Source organism: Lysinibacillus composti, assembly GCF_016908465.1.
GTDB classification, from domain to species: domain Bacteria; phylum Bacillota; class Bacilli; order Bacillales_A; family Planococcaceae; genus Ureibacillus; species Ureibacillus composti_A.
Genome location: NZ_JAFBDY010000003.1, coordinates 108,177 through 124,713 on the forward strand (window position 1 = coordinate 108,177; position 16,537 = coordinate 124,713).

The 16,537-nt window shown below is 36.3% G+C and carries 10 protein-coding genes; all 10 read right to left on the bottom strand.

Annotation, left to right across the window (positions count from 1 at the left end; genetic code table 11):
* Window positions 1-37 precede the first annotated feature (37 nt).
* On the bottom strand, window positions 38-943 hold the full coding sequence (locus tag JOD29_RS05785; RefSeq protein WP_124763692.1) for an ABC transporter permease: 906 nt from the start codon (window positions 941-943) through the stop codon (window positions 38-40).
* Window positions 944-960: 17 nt separating this feature from the next.
* Complete coding sequence (opp4B, locus tag JOD29_RS05790; protein ID WP_124763693.1) at window positions 961-1,923, bottom strand: oligopeptide ABC transporter permease; 963 nt, start codon at window positions 1,921-1,923, stop codon at window positions 961-963.
* Window positions 1,923-2,879 (bottom strand): ATP-binding cassette domain-containing protein, encoded by a 957-nt coding sequence (locus JOD29_RS05795; protein WP_124763694.1) that lies wholly within the window; start codon window positions 2,877-2,879, stop codon window positions 1,923-1,925. The genes opp4B and JOD29_RS05795 overlap by 1 nt, the downstream gene beginning before the upstream one ends.
* Window positions 2,876-3,889, bottom strand: a complete 1,014-nt coding sequence (locus JOD29_RS05800) for an ABC transporter ATP-binding protein (protein ID WP_124763695.1) — start codon at window positions 3,887-3,889, stop codon at window positions 2,876-2,878. Before JOD29_RS05800 ends, JOD29_RS05795 begins: the two co-directional genes overlap by 4 nt.
* Before the next feature lie 757 nt (window positions 3,890-4,646).
* Complete coding sequence (locus tag JOD29_RS05805; RefSeq protein ID WP_124763696.1) at window positions 4,647-6,101, bottom strand: alpha-amylase family glycosyl hydrolase; 1,455 nt, start codon at window positions 6,099-6,101, stop codon at window positions 4,647-4,649.
* Window positions 6,102-6,340: 239 nt separating this feature from the next.
* Entirely contained in the window at window positions 6,341-6,706 is a 366-nt protein-coding gene (locus JOD29_RS05810) for a YisL family protein (RefSeq protein WP_124763697.1), read from the bottom strand.
* Between the two features lie 78 nt (window positions 6,707-6,784).
* On the bottom strand, window positions 6,785-7,687 hold the full coding sequence (locus JOD29_RS05815; RefSeq protein ID WP_124763698.1) for a fumarylacetoacetate hydrolase family protein: 903 nt from the start codon (window positions 7,685-7,687) through the stop codon (window positions 6,785-6,787).
* Between the two features lie 57 nt (window positions 7,688-7,744).
* Window positions 7,745-8,920 (bottom strand): DUF418 domain-containing protein, encoded by a 1,176-nt coding sequence (locus JOD29_RS05820; RefSeq protein WP_124763699.1) that lies wholly within the window; start codon window positions 8,918-8,920, stop codon window positions 7,745-7,747.
* Window positions 8,921-9,051: 131 nt separating this feature from the next.
* Complete coding sequence (addA, locus tag JOD29_RS05825; RefSeq protein WP_124763700.1) at window positions 9,052-12,783, bottom strand: helicase-exonuclease AddAB subunit AddA; 3,732 nt, start codon at window positions 12,781-12,783, stop codon at window positions 9,052-9,054.
* Entirely contained in the window at window positions 12,761-16,294 is a 3,534-nt protein-coding gene (gene addB / locus JOD29_RS05830; protein WP_124763701.1) for a helicase-exonuclease AddAB subunit AddB, read from the bottom strand. The genes addA and addB overlap by 23 nt, the downstream gene beginning before the upstream one ends.
* Window positions 16,295-16,537: the final 243 nt, after the last annotated feature.

Genomic DNA, 16,537 nt, shown 5'->3' on the forward strand with positions numbered 1-16,537 from the left:
ATTTGTTATGTTGTCCTTCTAGTCTCTAGAAAATCCATTAACTAATTCGCTGTCTAGCATCTGCAGAACGTCTTAATGCTTGCCCTACATAGTTGATGGCTAGCATCATGAATAATATGAATAATGATGCTGGTAACCAAACCCACCAATATTGTTGCAGAACTAATGGATTGTTTGCGTAACTAACTAATGTTCCTAAAGAAGGAGTCGATTTAGGTAGACCAAAGCCTAAATAGGACAAGCCCGTTTCGATCCCTACGTTCCCTGCAAAATTTAACGTGAGTTCAACAATCAAAATAGAACTTAAATTCGGCAAGATCTCCCTCACGATAATGACAAAATCACTTGTACCTAATGTTTTGGATGCTTTTACGTAGTCTCTTTTACTTTCAGATAATGCCTTTGACCGAACAAGCCGCGCAGTACCTGTCCACAAAAATAAACTCATAATTAATATAAAATGGATTTCTGTATATTTAGGAATGATCGTGACAAATACAATGATTAACATTAAAGAAGGAATCGTAATAAAGAAATCAATAATGCGCATAAAAAGATTGTCAATCCATCCACCGTAATATCCACAAATGAGTCCAACCATGATCCCAAATACTCCTGTAATCAACGTAATGGCAATGGCAATAAAAATAGAGTTTTTTGCGCCAACAATCAGTTGCCCTAATATATCTTTGCCACCTTGGTCTGCTCCTAACAGATACTTCCCACCTGGTTCAGCGTAACGATCTTGTAAACTTATACGCATTAATGATTCTTGATCTATAAAATAATATGTCCAAATAAATACACCAAACATGACAACAACTAAAGAAAGTAATGAAAACAATGCTAGTTTATCTTTCTTAAACTCTCGTATTAAGATTTGCAATGCTGTAGGAGAAGAGCTTAAGTGATTTCTTTTCTTTCTTTTATACTTTTTTGCCAAACTTAACTCCCCTCCTGTTATTCAATTCGAATCCGAGGATCAACAATGCTCATAATAATATCCGATAATAGGCTGCCTAATAGAGTTAAAAAGCCGAATAACAGCACAAGAGCTGTAATCACACTATAATCACGTGATGCAATAGAAGAAATAAATAATTGTCCCATACCTGGATAGCCAAATATGGTTTCAATAAAAATTGAACCACTTAATAGCCCGGTAATTGTAAATCCTAAAAAGGCGGCAATCGGAAGTAAAGAATTTCGGAAAATATGCTTTGTGTATATTTTTCTCATTGGGATTCCTTTACTTCTCGCTGTTCGAACATAATCCATTGCTTTTGCATCTATAATTTCCGAACGTAAGTATTGGATAATCCCAGTTGTGCCAAGAATCGCATACGTGATGGCAGGGAGTAGAATGTGATATAACTTGCTCCAGAAGAACCCCCATGTTCCTTCTTCATATTTGATATCGACACTTCCGCTTGTTGGAAACCAATGTAATTGATAACCAAGGAAATACAAAAAAACTAATGCTAAAACGAATGTTGGAATTGCATAAGTTATAAAACTGTATAAAATGATTGTTTTATCCAGCCTTGAACTGTGATAACGTCCCGCTAAAATACCTAAAGGAATGGCAATTAAATAAAGTAAGAATACACTTAAAAATGATAAATAAAATGTATTGATTGCACGTTCACCGATAATATCTGAAACATCGCGTTGAAATGTATAACTTTTCCCAAAGTCCCCTTGTAATGCATTTCCAACCCACCTACCATACTGAACAAACCAAGGATCATTAAGTCCCGCTTTTTCCCGTAACTCTTCTATTCTAGTAGGGTCTGTTTCAGGCGTAATCATTCCTGTAAAAGGATCTCCAGGCATAAATTTTGCCATAATAAAGATCAGGATACTTAAGACAAATAATTGAGGAATCATAATGATTAACCGTCGTAATATTGTTTTCCACATTATGAATTGTTCCCCCTCACACTCACACCATTTGCAATGGCTACAAAATGAGTTTCTGATAAAGGAGCTAAATCCAGTACGCGATGATTATGATCAAAATAATTCTTGAGTTCTGTTTGATAATTTTTTTCTACAATAATTCGTTCACGCTTTCGTTTTTCTCGCCCTTTTGGGGAAACATTGGGAATGGCCGAAAGTAATCGTTTTGTATAAATATGATGAGGGTTTGTGAAAATATCCTCTTTTGTTCCGGTTTCAACAAAACGCCCTTTATACATAATAGAAATGTGATCACACATATGTTTTACAACACCTAAATCGTGTGAAATGAATAAATAGCTTAATCCAAATTCACTTTGAATATCTTTCATGAAATTTAAAACTTGTGCTTGAACCGATAAATCCAAAGCCGATACTGGTTCGTCTGCAATTATTAATTTTGGATTTGTCGCAAGTGCACGGGCAATGCCTAAACGTTGCTTTTGACCGCCTGAGAATTCATGTGGGTATTTCAATTTCGCATCCTCTGGCATTCCGACAATTTCAAGCAATTCACTAATTTTCTTTTGTTCTTCCTTAGGAGAAACCCTTAAAAAATTTCGAATTGGCTCTGCTAAAAGATGTTCCACTCTTTTCCTTGGATTTAGACTAGAATGCGCATCTTGAAAGATCATTTGAATTTCACGATTAAATAAATTATTTCGTTTTCTACGCAGGTTTGTAACATCTTCACCTTCATACATAATGGATCCAGATGTAATTTTTTCTAAACCTATAATCGCCATCCCCGTTGTAGATTTCCCACAACCTGATTCTCCTACTAATCCATAAGCTTTTCCCTTTTCAAATTCCATACTTATTCCATCTACAGCATAGACATAGTCGATAATAGAATTAAAAAAACCTCCACGAATCGGGTAATGGACCTTTAAATTTTTGATTTGCATAAAACTCACGAAGTCGTCCCTCCAATTTCGCTTTTAAAGTGAAACACTTCCCAACATGAACACCTCACAAAATGACCTGGTGAAACCTCATGTAATGTTGGATGATCTTCATGTACCGAATCAGGTAACCAAGAAATACGAGGAGCAAACCGGCAACCAGTTCTAGGTAAATGAATAAGTGATGGAACAATCCCTTCTATAACATTCAAACGACCAGAATGGGCATTCATTTGTGGTATAGAATTGAATAAAGAACGGGTATAAGGATGTTTAGGGCGTTTAAATAATTCTTCTACAGGCGCTTCCTCAATAATCTCACCTGCGTACATAACAGCTACACGGTCTGCTACTTCAGCAACAACACCTAAGTCATGAGTAATTAATAAAATCCCTGCATTCGTTTCATCTTGCAAATCTATCAGTAAATCTAAAATTTGCGATTGAATCGTTACATCAAGTGCAGTGGTTGGTTCATCTGCAATAATAATTTGTGGCTTACAGGCAATGGCGATAGCAATCATCACCCGCTGTCTCATTCCACCTGATAATTGGTGTGGAAATTGTTTTACTACACGTTCTGGTCTATTAATGCCAACTTGTCTTAGCAACTCAAAAACTCTTTCATTGCGTTTAACTTTAGACATGTCTGTATGATATTTTAAGCTTTCTTCAATTTGTTCCCCAATGCGCATTAGTGGATTTAATGCAGATAACGGATCTTGAAATATCATGCTTATTTCACTGCCACGAACTTGTTCAAATTCTTCTTCTGAAAGAGTAGCTAAGTTTGTATTTTTAAACATAATTTCACCCTGAACTCTGGTGTTATTTGGATCGTGAAGTCCAATAATAGAAGTAGCTAATGTACTTTTTCCACACCCTGATTCCCCTACGATTGCTAGTATTTCATTTTTACGAAGAGTGAGGGAAACACCATCGACTGCATCATAGAATGTATCTTTTATTCGAAACCCAGTATGTAAATTATGAATCTTTAACAATTCATCTGACGTATTCAAATAAACCTCCCCTTTTCTGCAATCGATTCATGAATAGCATTTTTTCAATGGCTTATTTTGATGAACTGAATAAAAAAGTCATTATTCATTAGGTTATGTGAAAACTTGGCACACTATTAAAATTTCATTCACAGAATCTAGCTTTTTTTCACTTATATTGATAGAAAACAAAATTTATGATTATTTCTTTGGGGAAAGACATAGTTCGACCCCGATTTAAATTGAGATGTTGCTCTTTCTTATGTTAATTTATCTTTTCTATCGTAGAAAAAAGAAACGATAACAGATGTAAAACTTTAAAAGTTTTATAATTCTCGAAAATTTTATCCACTCCAACCAATTAAATGTGTTAGCCATTCTTCAGAAATCGCGGCCTACCACTGTAAGCCGCGCAAAGTTTCCGGAACGTTTAGAAGGACACTTTTTATGTGAGCTGTCCTTACACAAAGCCAGGGGCAAAAACGCCACACGCGCGAGCATTGCCCCCCAACGTCCTGTTGGCCTCATAGACAAGTTGAAAAGACATGTTTCAACATGGCTTTGCGGCTTGTGTGGGGAGCGAAAACGCCACGTCCTGTGGCATCGCTCCCATGACCAACATCGTGTTGGCCTCTTTAGACCGCTCTCACGAGACACTTGATCAGAATCTTTATTAGAATAAACTTTTACCAAGGTACCCACTTTGTATGATTTTTTTCCATAAAAAAAAATCGACAAATTCTAAATACATTAGAATTTACCGATTTGTTATAAGAGATTATTTTGCTGTTTTATTTCTTTTTGCTCGTTTTAATATAATAACTATGAATCCAATAAAGATTAAATAGACGAATCCTAACGCGACTAAATAGCCTACGTTCAAACCTCGTTCATCAATAATTTGATATACTTCGACCATTTCACGGTCTAATACGACTGGATAATTTCCTTCATCGTTAGCACGAATAATTTCACTTTCAAACATACCACGAATTTCTTTATCTGCCCCAATTTCCTCTTCCGATAAATCAACTCGTGTAGTTTTTCCTGTATTATTGATTATTACTAACCAGTGTTCATCATCAGAGATACGTTCAAAGGCAAGGAATCCATTTTCGTTCTTCACTAGTTTAAACTTTCCATTACGTAATGTATCAGATTGATTACGTAATGACTGTAAATTTGAAATTGCGTCAATTAATTCATCATTCGTTTTAAAATTATATAATTGATGCGCCTCTGGACCTGCTTCACCGTTCATTGCAATTTCTGTACCATATTGCATCACTGGTACACCTGGCAATAACAAAGTTGCAGCAACCGATAATTTTAGTCTTGTTGGTGGGAATGCTTCGACATCATAGACAAAGCGATCTGATTGAATAGTATCAATCATAATTTGTGTTGGTTTATCTTCCCCTTTTGCATAGGGTTCGATATGCTTTAATTGTGCTGATGAATCGAGATCCACATTTTTATAAATGTTTCGGAATGTTTCATTCGTATCACTATAATAAGAAGCATCAAAATTTGCATCGCTATCTTCATTTGAAATGACATAAATTTTATCATTTACTGCTTTAATTTCATCGATTATATTATTAACAAAATTTGTATCAGCATTTTCTAAATTTGTTAATCGAATTCCGCCAACGTTATATGTAGTTACAAATTCTACAACAGCATCAATCAATGCACGTTGTACTTCTTCATTGTTTAAATCCCATTGAACGATTCCATCATTTGTACTTGCAATCCATTGCTGCTTTGACGAATCTTTTGCCCATTCGTGATTTTCACTTACATTCGATAAAGGGAAGTCTACCATAACAGATACGTCTCTTTGATTTAGTGAATCAATCATCTGTTCGAAATCTTCTTTCGTTCCAAAATGTTTCTCAAGCTCTGTATAGCTTGTAGTCATCGAACCATCATATTTTTCGGTTGAGAATATTGGACCAATTGAAACGATGGTAAAGCCCATATCTGTAATTAATGAAAGTTTTTCGCTAATCCCTTGGAAATCACCACCCGAAAATTGAGAGATGTCCTTTGGGTCTGTATGGTAATCGTTTTCGCCAGTAGCGTTAAAAAAACGGTCAACTAATAAATCATATATGCTCTCATCTGCAATTGTTTTTGTTTCTTCAGCATTTGCTACAGATGAAAAAGATAGTGAGCTTGCTAACAAAATTGTTGTAGCGGTTGCACAAATCCATTTTTTGAAATTCAAAATTATCCCTCTCCTTCAAGCCAATCCAACGCTATTTTACCAAAAATGGCAGCATACCCGCTATCTTTTCATTTTAAAATAGTGATTTCTATAGTAAATAAGACAAAACAGTGAACTATTTTTGACAGAACCAACAATTGTCCACCCTTTACCAATCTCATCATAGTTTTCATTTAAAATCTTACCATTTTCAAGAAAACAAAAAAGGACGTGAAATTTCACGTCCCTTACTGTACTAATTATGCTAAAAAGCTTTGACCCATTGGTAATTTGAATCCGTAATATAATACTGCAAATAAGAAAATGACAAATAGAATCCAGAATACTGTTGTTGGTTTGTTTTTTGCTTTTCGCACTAAAATCATTTCCATCATACCAATTACTAGAATCCCTAAAAGGAATTTAATCCCGTAGTTCATCCCTTGTCCATAATCCATCGCTTCGATGAATAATGCACCACCAGTAATAATGATCAAAATATAGAATAAGCGTAATACCATATGAAGGCCTTTAGATTTCGACGCTAAAGCAGCGATCAAGAACAATATAATCGCAACTACCCAAGTAGTAACGTGCAGATGCGTTGAGCCTGTTAAAAAGTCCATCTTTTCCCCACCTTATATTTTCTTTTCAGCAATATCCTACCATTTAGATGGGGGCATTTCAAATATTATCTTCCTATATTATTGAAAACGATTTACTAGAGTTCCAATACCTTCGATTGATACTTTCACTTCATCGCCTGCTTTTAAGAATGTTGGAGGGTTCATTCCCTTACCTACTCCAGCTGGTGTACCCGTTAAGATAATATCCCCTGGCTCTAATGTTACATGGTGGGAAATAATAGATATTAAGTTTTCCACAGTAAAGATCATATCTTTCGTTGAACCATTTTGACGAATTTCTCCATTAACCTTTGTCACTACTGTTAAAACCTGCGGATCTGGAATCTCATCTTTTGTAACAACATATGGACCCATTGGACAAGAACCATCTAAACTTTTACCTAAGAAAAATTGCTTATGTCGATCTTGTACATCTCTTGCAGTTAGATCATTCGCAATTGTATAACCAAAGACATAATCTAATGCTTGATTTTTCGGTATATCGCGGCCAAATTTTCCAATTACGACAGCAAGTTCTCCCTCATAATCATAAGAGTCTGTTTTCGTTGCATGTACTGAAAGTGTTTGCTCATCAGCAGAAATTGAAGTTGGTGGTTTCGTGAATACTAATAAATCTGATGGTGCAGCTTCAGCACCCATTTCCTTTGCATGCGCGTCATAATTTTTACCTACACACAAAATGTTTTTTGGTGTACGTGGAATTGGTGCTAACCATTCAATTTCCGTGAATGGTATTTTAAAATCATTCACTTGCGGTGAATTTTGAGCAGCTTCTACTAATCTTCTAACCTTTTCAACGAAATCAAAACCGAGTGATATACCTTCTATAATTGTATTAGGGAAAGAAGGAAGTGCTTGAAGTTGTTCTTGGATGGCTAGTACATCCCAAACTGCTTCCTCTTTTTTAACTTTAGTTCCAAACTTTACTTCGCCATTTAATTTAAACGATAAAATCTTCATAGTTCAAACTCCTTGCTCCTATTTTATTACATCATACATCAAACTTTTCGAAAATGCTCACTTTTCGGACAACATTTTTCGGTAAGTTATTTTCTTTACAACTAGTTCAAGCGGTCCTTGTTTGAATTTCATAAAATATAACTCTGCGAAAATCACTTGAATGACATATAGGGCAATTGCAATCAGCACTCCCATTTGAACATCTACCTCTCCATATAATCCAAAACCGAAATTATAGAATAATAGTGTACAGATGATTGATTGCATAATATAAAGCGTTAATGACATACGGCCAGCTTTACCAATTGGACGTAGGAGTTTTAACAACCAAGGAATCATACAAAGTAATACAATTAGCGCTACATATCCAACAGATAATACTGGACCACCAATATATACTTTTAAATAATCGAGTAAATATGAACGTGTCATATTGTAAGGAGCACTTTTAATAACTAGGCCTGCCAAAATACAGATAATTGCTAAAGTAATCCACCATTTCTTTAGTTCTTTTGCTCGTTCAATTAAACGTAATTTCGCTGCAGCAGCACCAATTAACATATAAGGTAAAATAGTAAATAAGGATGTAATCCACATGGAGAAGCTCATTTGAACAGATAAATCTTTCAATCTTTGCATAAATGCGTCACCCCAGCTCCCAACTCCATAAGCTGTAATCGCACTATTAATCATTTCAATATCAACAAATGAAGAGTCAACTTCCATGTTTGCCATCCCTGATATAAGGAAAATGAAAATGAATAAAAAATGCATCACAAAATTGATCCCGATTGCAATGGATACTAACCATCTACTTCTTAAACGGATTAACATCAATAAGAAAAATCCGCAGAATGCATAAGTTGCTAAAATATCCCCCCACCAAATGAAAATTGCATGAAGAAAACCAATCACAAGTAGGATAAACAGCCTTTTGGGTGCAAATTTATAAAAACTTGTCCCAGTTCTTTGCGATTTTAAAAATTGCATTGCTAATCCATAGCCAAATAGCATTGAGAATAACGGATAAAAACTACTTTGTACATAAATATCTAATGTTTGTTGCCAGATGATATCTTTTGCTTCTGAAAACCAACTGTTTAAATCTAAAATATGTGGCATCGGTAAATAAAAGGCGAACATATTTACTAATAAAATACCTAGTAAACTAAATCCACGTAAAATATCAAGTGACTCAATTCTTTCATTTAGTGTAGTTGGTTGGAAATTCACGATTCAAACTCCTTTTATTGAATTGTTTTACACTTTTATCTATAAACGTTGCAAATCTATTTTACTATAAAAAAACAAAACGAGGAGGATTCGTCTCCCCCTCGTTTTGACTAGTACTTTTCTTCCTACACCTACACTAATTGGATTTCTTTTTCTACGTGATATAAATATAGGATTTTTTCATCAACCTTAATTTGAAGGATGTCTTCAATGGCTTCACTATAGATACGAAGTTGCACACCATAACGTTTTGTCATTTCTTTTGTTAGCGCTGGTTCTTCTTTAAAACCAGGCAGTACTTTATCCGTTTTATAATCTAGGAGTACCCATTTTCCATCCTCATCTTCAAATAAGCAGTCAATAATCCCTTGGATAATTTGTGAATCTCCTTCTTCATCGGAAATGCTTAATGTAAAAGGAACTTCTCTCAGTAATTGTTTCGCACTACTAAATCTTTTGCCGATCGAGGTAGCAAAAAAGTTAAATACTTTTTCTAGTTCTACTACTTTGATTTCATCACTCGTCAATAATTGACGCTCTACAAGTGCTTCAAGGTATGCCTCTACCTCTCTTACATTAGCAAATCCCTCTTTTGGAGCATGTTGCATTACGGTATGTACAACCGTTCCAATTTCAGTTGCAGATAAGGATTTTTCTTGTAGGAACTGAGGGCGTTTCGTAGCAGATGACTTTTGTCGATTGAACACTGCCGTTTCTTGTTCCTCATCACGTTGTAAACTTTCAATTCGTTTTATTTCAGAAACACTTGTTTTTGATTTCTTTGTAATAGAATTGGAAAATGGATACTTCGTTGTAAACCGTTTCGTCAACTCATTCAAAAGCTGCTCGTCTACTTGTTGTTCCATAACATTCAATTCACTAGCTAATGTCTCATTTTCAGAACCGAACTTGAATGTTTCATTTGAAAGAACGGTAATCTTCCATTTTGATAAGTGTTCTATTGGTCTATAGTCTTCTTCACTAAACTCATTAAAACATTTGTGTCTCGCAACAGCCGGTCCAATCCAATCTAAATAGGTTTTTGCACGAGCACGTAAATACTCTGGAAGTAAACTCTCATGTGGAAGACTTTGCATCTCGCACCAAGCTTGGCGAACTTTATCCCAATTTTTTACTGAACCAACTAATATTAAACGTTCTTTTGCACGTGTCATGGCAACATATAAAACACGCATTTCTTCCGCTTTCATTTCGAGAATTTTCTTCTCTTTCATTGCAAGAAATGGCAATGACGTATACATGATTCTGTTGTCAGGGTCAATGGCTTTAACGGCAAGTCCAAATTGTTGATCAAATAAATAAGGGTTATTAAAGTCCATTTGATTAAAGCTTCTACCAAGTCCTGCAACGAAAACAACCGGATATTCTAACCCTTTGGATGAGTGAATCGTTTCGAGTCGAACAACATTATCTTTCTCTCCAATTGCTTTTGCTACCCCTAAATCATCACCGCGTGAACGCATACGATCAATAAAGCGTAAAAATCTAAATAAACCTCGGAATGACGTTTTTTCATACATTAAGGCTCGATCATGGAGTGTTCGCAAATTGGCCTGGCGCTGTTTCCCATTCGCCATTGCCCCAACCATTTCATAGTAATTTGTATCAATGTAAATTTTCCAAATTAAATCAGATAACGAACCGCGTCGTGCAAGATTTCGCCAAGTCTCTAATTGCTGTAAAAACGTTTGGAGTTTTTGCGCTGTTTGATGAGTAAGTCCTGATTTTTCTTCCATTACAAATTCTTTAAGCGCATCATAAAAAGCTGCTTTTTTATTTGTTAATCGAACTTGTGCTAGTTCATTTTCTGTTAACCCCACAAATGGTGCACGTAATACTGAAGCAAGTGGAATATCTTGATACGGGTTATCCACTATTTTTAATACATTTAGCATGACCATTACTTCTAATGCCTCAAAATATCCTTTAGAAGACTCTGCGTAAAGCGGAATGCCTGCTGCTTTAAATTCCTCAACTAAATCACTCGACCAAGTCATGGAGCGCATTAAGATTACGATATCGCTGTAGCGCATTGGTCTTTCTCGTTTTGCCCGTTCTTTTTCTTTTGCATTATAAACTGTTGCACCACTGTCAATCAGTTCACGAATTCTCATAATAATATATCTGGCTTCTTGCTGTGATTTCTTAATTTCTTCTTCAATGACGAGATCCATTGCTTCAATTTCTTCATCGGTTTCGTCTTGTTCATGATCGTCTTCTTGTTCCTCATGAAGAATCGTCAGTTCAATTGGCATTTCGGCTTCATTATAGGGAGCCCCTGGTTTTAAGCCCGCTTTTTCGTCGTAATCAATTTCCCCGACGGTTTCACCCATAATCTGTTCGAAAACAAAGTTTGTCCCTTGTAATACTTCTTGGCGACTACGGAAGTTCGCATTTAAATCAATTCTCAACCCATTTTGTTCAGGCTCTTCTTCAAACTGATTATATTTGTTTAAGAACAGCATTGGTTCTGCAAGTCGGAATCGGTAAATGGATTGTTTTACGTCACCAACCATAAACATATTCCCGTTTGCTTCATTCCCACTTTTCACGAGCTGCAAAATCGTTTCTTGCAAATTATTTGTATCCTGATATTCATCGACAAGTACTTCTTTAAAGCGCTGTTGGAAATCTTTAGCGACTTGAGAAGGAACAAGTATTCCATCTGCTTCTTCGGTTAAAATTTGTAAAGCAAAATGTTCCAAATCGGAAAAGTCAACTAAACCACGTTCAAGTTTTGCGGTTGTAAATCGTTCCCCAAATCGTTCAGTTAACTCAACTAATGTAGAAATCATCGGTGCCATCAGACGGATTTCAACCAATAAACGCTCAGGTTTACGAGCGAAAAATGAATCTTTTATAGTAGTCATCACTTTTTTTGCTTGTTCACGTTTTTTCTTCGCCTTTTCTTGTAAATCAGGGTCACAACTATCTTTTTTTACGCTTGCTAATCTTGCCCATTTTAATGTCACAAAATAATCATAGATTTCTTGCCAAGAACAGTTGTCAATTCGGCGAATGGCTTCTTGAATAAGACCAAAATCTAATTCTGCTGTTTCAGCATATGGCGCTGGTCCATCTGGTTTCAATGCGTATTGTCTTACTTCTTGAATGTGGGCCAAGGCTTCCTCTAAGCTAAATTTGATTGCCTTTTTCAATGGTTCAATAAAGGGTAAATCATCGACTGTAATATTTTCTGGTAAATCATATTGCTCTGGAAGTGAACGTAACCATTTAGTTGGTTCTGGGTGGACACGTGACATTTCATATAATTTATCAATCAATATTTCAATCGCTTGATCATCACGATCAGAAGTAAAACTATCAACTAATCGGTATACGGCATTTACTTTTTCTTCATCTTCTTGGTCATAAGCAGCTTCTAATACTTCAGCTAACACATCATCACGAAGTAACGCAGATTCTCCCTCGTTTGCAATTCGGAATCCAGGGTCGATATCAATGAGATAAGCGTATTGTTTTACAATCGACAAACAAAATGAGTGTAGAGTTGAAATTTGCGCTTTATTCACTAGACTTAATTGACGTCTTAAATGTTGATTTTGTGGATTTTTTGCAATTTCTTTTTCAAGCGCTTCTGCCATACGGTGACGCATTTCTGCAGCTGAAGCATTGGTAAAAGTCACAACAAGCAGCTCGTCCACATCAATTGGATTATCTTCTGAAATGACTTTTTCAATCATTCGATTAATGAGGACAGCCGTTTTTCCGGAACCAGCTGCCGCTGAGACAAGCGTATCTTGACCTGTTGCCCAGATCGCTTTCCATTGCTCATCCGTCCACGTAACATCGGGACCTTTAGTTGGAATCGATAACGCCATTCTTACATTTCAACTCCTCACGTATTTTGCCGACAATATTTGCTGGTTTGTCTGCTTTTAAATTTAAATATTGTTGTTCTTGATCTGTTGGGTCGAACTGACAAACAGACTTAAAGCTACAGTAATCACATGCAGTTCTCCCTTTTAAACGATATGGTTGAATGGCAGTATCCCCACTCAAAATGGCATTTCCTGCTTCTTGATGTTTTTGTCGCACAAAATTTTTCAATTGGGACATTGCCACACGTGGTACAACACGGGATTTAGATTCAGATGTTGACCCATCCTTTTTTAAATAAACAGGGATAATTTTTGAGCTTCCCCCTTGTTCTAGTTCCTCATCCATGGCAATGAGCGAGTCCGAATCTTCCATGAGAAGACCCTTCATTTTATACTTTTTCATTCGTTCAAGATCTAAATCCATTTCATTTAATTCCTGCTCGATTTTCAAAATCGGATTATGAACATGCACATAAAGTACACCAGCTGGCTCTGCATCGTGTCCTAACCAGTAATTCGCATTCTCCACGGCAACATCCAAATACGTTAGTAATTGTAGCGATAAACCGTAATACAATTCATTTAAATCTAAGTCACGGCTAGAAGATTTATAGTCAATGACACGCAAATATGATTGATTGCCAATTTGAGCACTATCAATTCGGTCAATACGCCCACGCAATTTCATTTTGCGACCACCCTGCAAATCAATTTCAAGTGGTGGCAATTGTTCATCTTTGCCTGGTCCAAAAGATGCTTCAATTGCAAGTGGTTTAAAATGCGAAACCTTTGCATGTTGTGTTAAGGCAATCAATGTTCGTTCTACGATTCGAATTAATTTTCGTTGAATATATCGATAGCGTGCACTACTTAATAAAATCTGATGAGAGAATACAGGAACAATTTGTTCTACTGCTTGGCGTGCAAGCGCAGCACACTCTCTAGGTGATAATCGGTTCCATTGAATTCCTTGACGTTTCGTCTCAAGTGTAATCCACTTTAAAGCTTCATGGAAAAGATCCCCCATCGCAAAGTTTTCAAGTCGATATTGTGCGCGTTCTTCTAAGTGCAATCCATAAGTCGTGAAATGCGAGAAAGGACAGCGGAAGAACTTTTCAATGCGTGAAACACTTGAAGTTAATTCTGTTCCATATAACTCTTCTGTGATTTCCTCCGCTAATTTTTCTGCAACGTTTTTCTTTTCTAATGGACGCATTACCGATTGCATAACAGGCTTCCATTTTTCATCTCGTTCATAAAAGCTTTTTAAGGCAACCCATTCAGGATCTAGTTCATTCGAATAATGCGCTTGTCTTAATTGCATCATTAAGAAAGCCAAAGATGTTCTTGGATGCATCAAGTAAGGGAACACATTGTCATGTTCTAATTCCTCTGCTGGGTCAATCAACACTCGCTTATGCGGTAAAGTCTTTACGCCATCTACCTCAAATAATTGATGTAGACGATTGATATAGAGGGATGGAAGCAAGGCTTTACTTTCCTCATCAGAACTTGCATAGGTTACATAAAGTCGGTCCGTCGGTGATGAAAAAGCACGATAAATTAAAAATGCTTCTTGAAGTAAACGATGTTTAGATGTAGGCGATAACTCTGTATCAATTCCTGCAAACCAACCTCGTTCAATATCAGTAATTAATCCTTCATAATCCATACGCTTTGGATAAACTCCATCATTTACCCCGATTACAAATACGACTTTCATATTGTCAAAACGTGCGTATTCTACAGTAGATACCGTTACTTCATCAACTGAAGGGGGAATATTAGAAAATTGAAGCGTATCATATCCTTCATCTAGGATTTTTGCGGCTTCTTCCACTGTCATTTTTTGATCTCCAAACATAATGACAAATTGGTCTAACACATTGATCCACTGATTCCATGCTTGGTCATGCTCACTAGCCCCATCAAGTTCACGTTCAGCTAATTCAGCATCCTTTAAAGCAATTAATTTATCGTAAACTTTTAAATCATCAATACATTGATAAAGAGCTAACGCAATGTCTTTACCTGTTTGTGCTTTCTTTAAAGCATTTTGTAATTTTTCAAGAGGTTGTTTTACCATCTCTTTCATTTCGTTGATGATTTTTTGCATTGCTAGTTCGTCATCAGTCTGAAGCTTCGTGGAAAATTCGAGTCCACGGTATTTTTTATAAAACCACCGAGAATCCTCAAACCAACGATATCCATAAATCCCTTGAGCAATAACAAAGTTCTCTAAACGATCTGCTTTTTCTCTCATTTCTTGTAAACTGCTTCCTATAGGGAAGAATAAATCCGTTTTTATACTTCTAAATACCGGTTCATATTGCCAATTAGAAGTGATGACTTCTAAAATTGAACGGCTAAACTCAATTAATGGATGATGAAGCATCGATTTCTTCTCGTTCGTAAAGAGTGGAATATCGTATTGTGGGAAAATGGTTGAGATTAATGGATCATATACATCTGCTTGACGATACATAATCCCAATATCTCGATATCGTATATTCTCTTCCAACACAAGTCGACATATTTCCCGGGCAATCCCGTGTATTTCTGCTCGCCGATTTGCCCCCTCCATGATTTGTACGAATCCTTCAGCTTTTCTTGTTTGGGGTACAGTTACATGGAATTTAGACTCTACTTGAAGTAAATCGTAATTGTGGAAACGATATGTACCAAACATATGCTCACGATCCTCAATTTCAATTTGGAGATTGTGTGCCTCTTGCATTAGTTTGTCGTACATTACAGACGCGCGATGGAATAATGCTTGTTCATCGTCTTTATCGTTTTCATCTTCAAAAGGTAAAACAACAGTTACACGTTTAGCAATTGCCATTAATTGTCTAACAATATCGAACTCTCGAACTGTAAATGCTGTGAATCCATCAATATAAATATGAGCTTCCTTTAACTTTTCTGAGTTGGGAAGTTGCTCAACTAAAACTGGAAAGAGACCATCCCCATCCACATATCGGTCACCTAATTGTTCTTCAATCTCCGATAAAATAATATGTAAATCTTTTGATTTTGATATTAAAGTATGAGGGGCTGACTTTTCTTCCAATTTCGTAATGGCGTCTTTTAATGCCACACTATCAATATTGTACTGGCTAAATTCTTTAATTAACTGTTCGACTTCTTCCGTAAACCCTCGTTTATCGGCTGCTTGTTTAAAAAGAGAGAATTGATCTTTATTTTCCTCTAATAGGCGCCGGATTAGCATACGATAACCGATTTTATCGATTTTATCTTTTGTGATTCCACCAGTTTCTTGCAGTATATACCACGCTAAACGTTTAAACGTTAATACTTGCGCACGAATCATTCCTTTTATATCATAACGATTTGTTAATATATACTCGGCTTGATATGACATTTGGTCAGGAACAATTAAATAAATAGGTGGTCCAAATGGCTTCGTTTTTAATTCTTCTACGATTTCACGGTGAATAAGTGATGTTTTTCCTGAACCAGCTCTACCGCTGATAATTCGCAATGACATACTAATCCCCCTTTTCACTTGTTAGTACTTCTATTTTACACTAGAATATTTGTTCGTGTCTTGGAGAAAATTTTCCAGAAGAAAAGCGGAGGCGGCTGGTCCACACCCGACAAGCACTGGCCGACAAAACTCGACGTCCTGTCGCATTGTCGGCACTCGTACATCCATGTACTTCGGAGGCAACCGGTGAAGGCGCTTTTTGCCTTCGCTGGTATTGTCGAAGTGACCTCGAGGGTGTAGCCG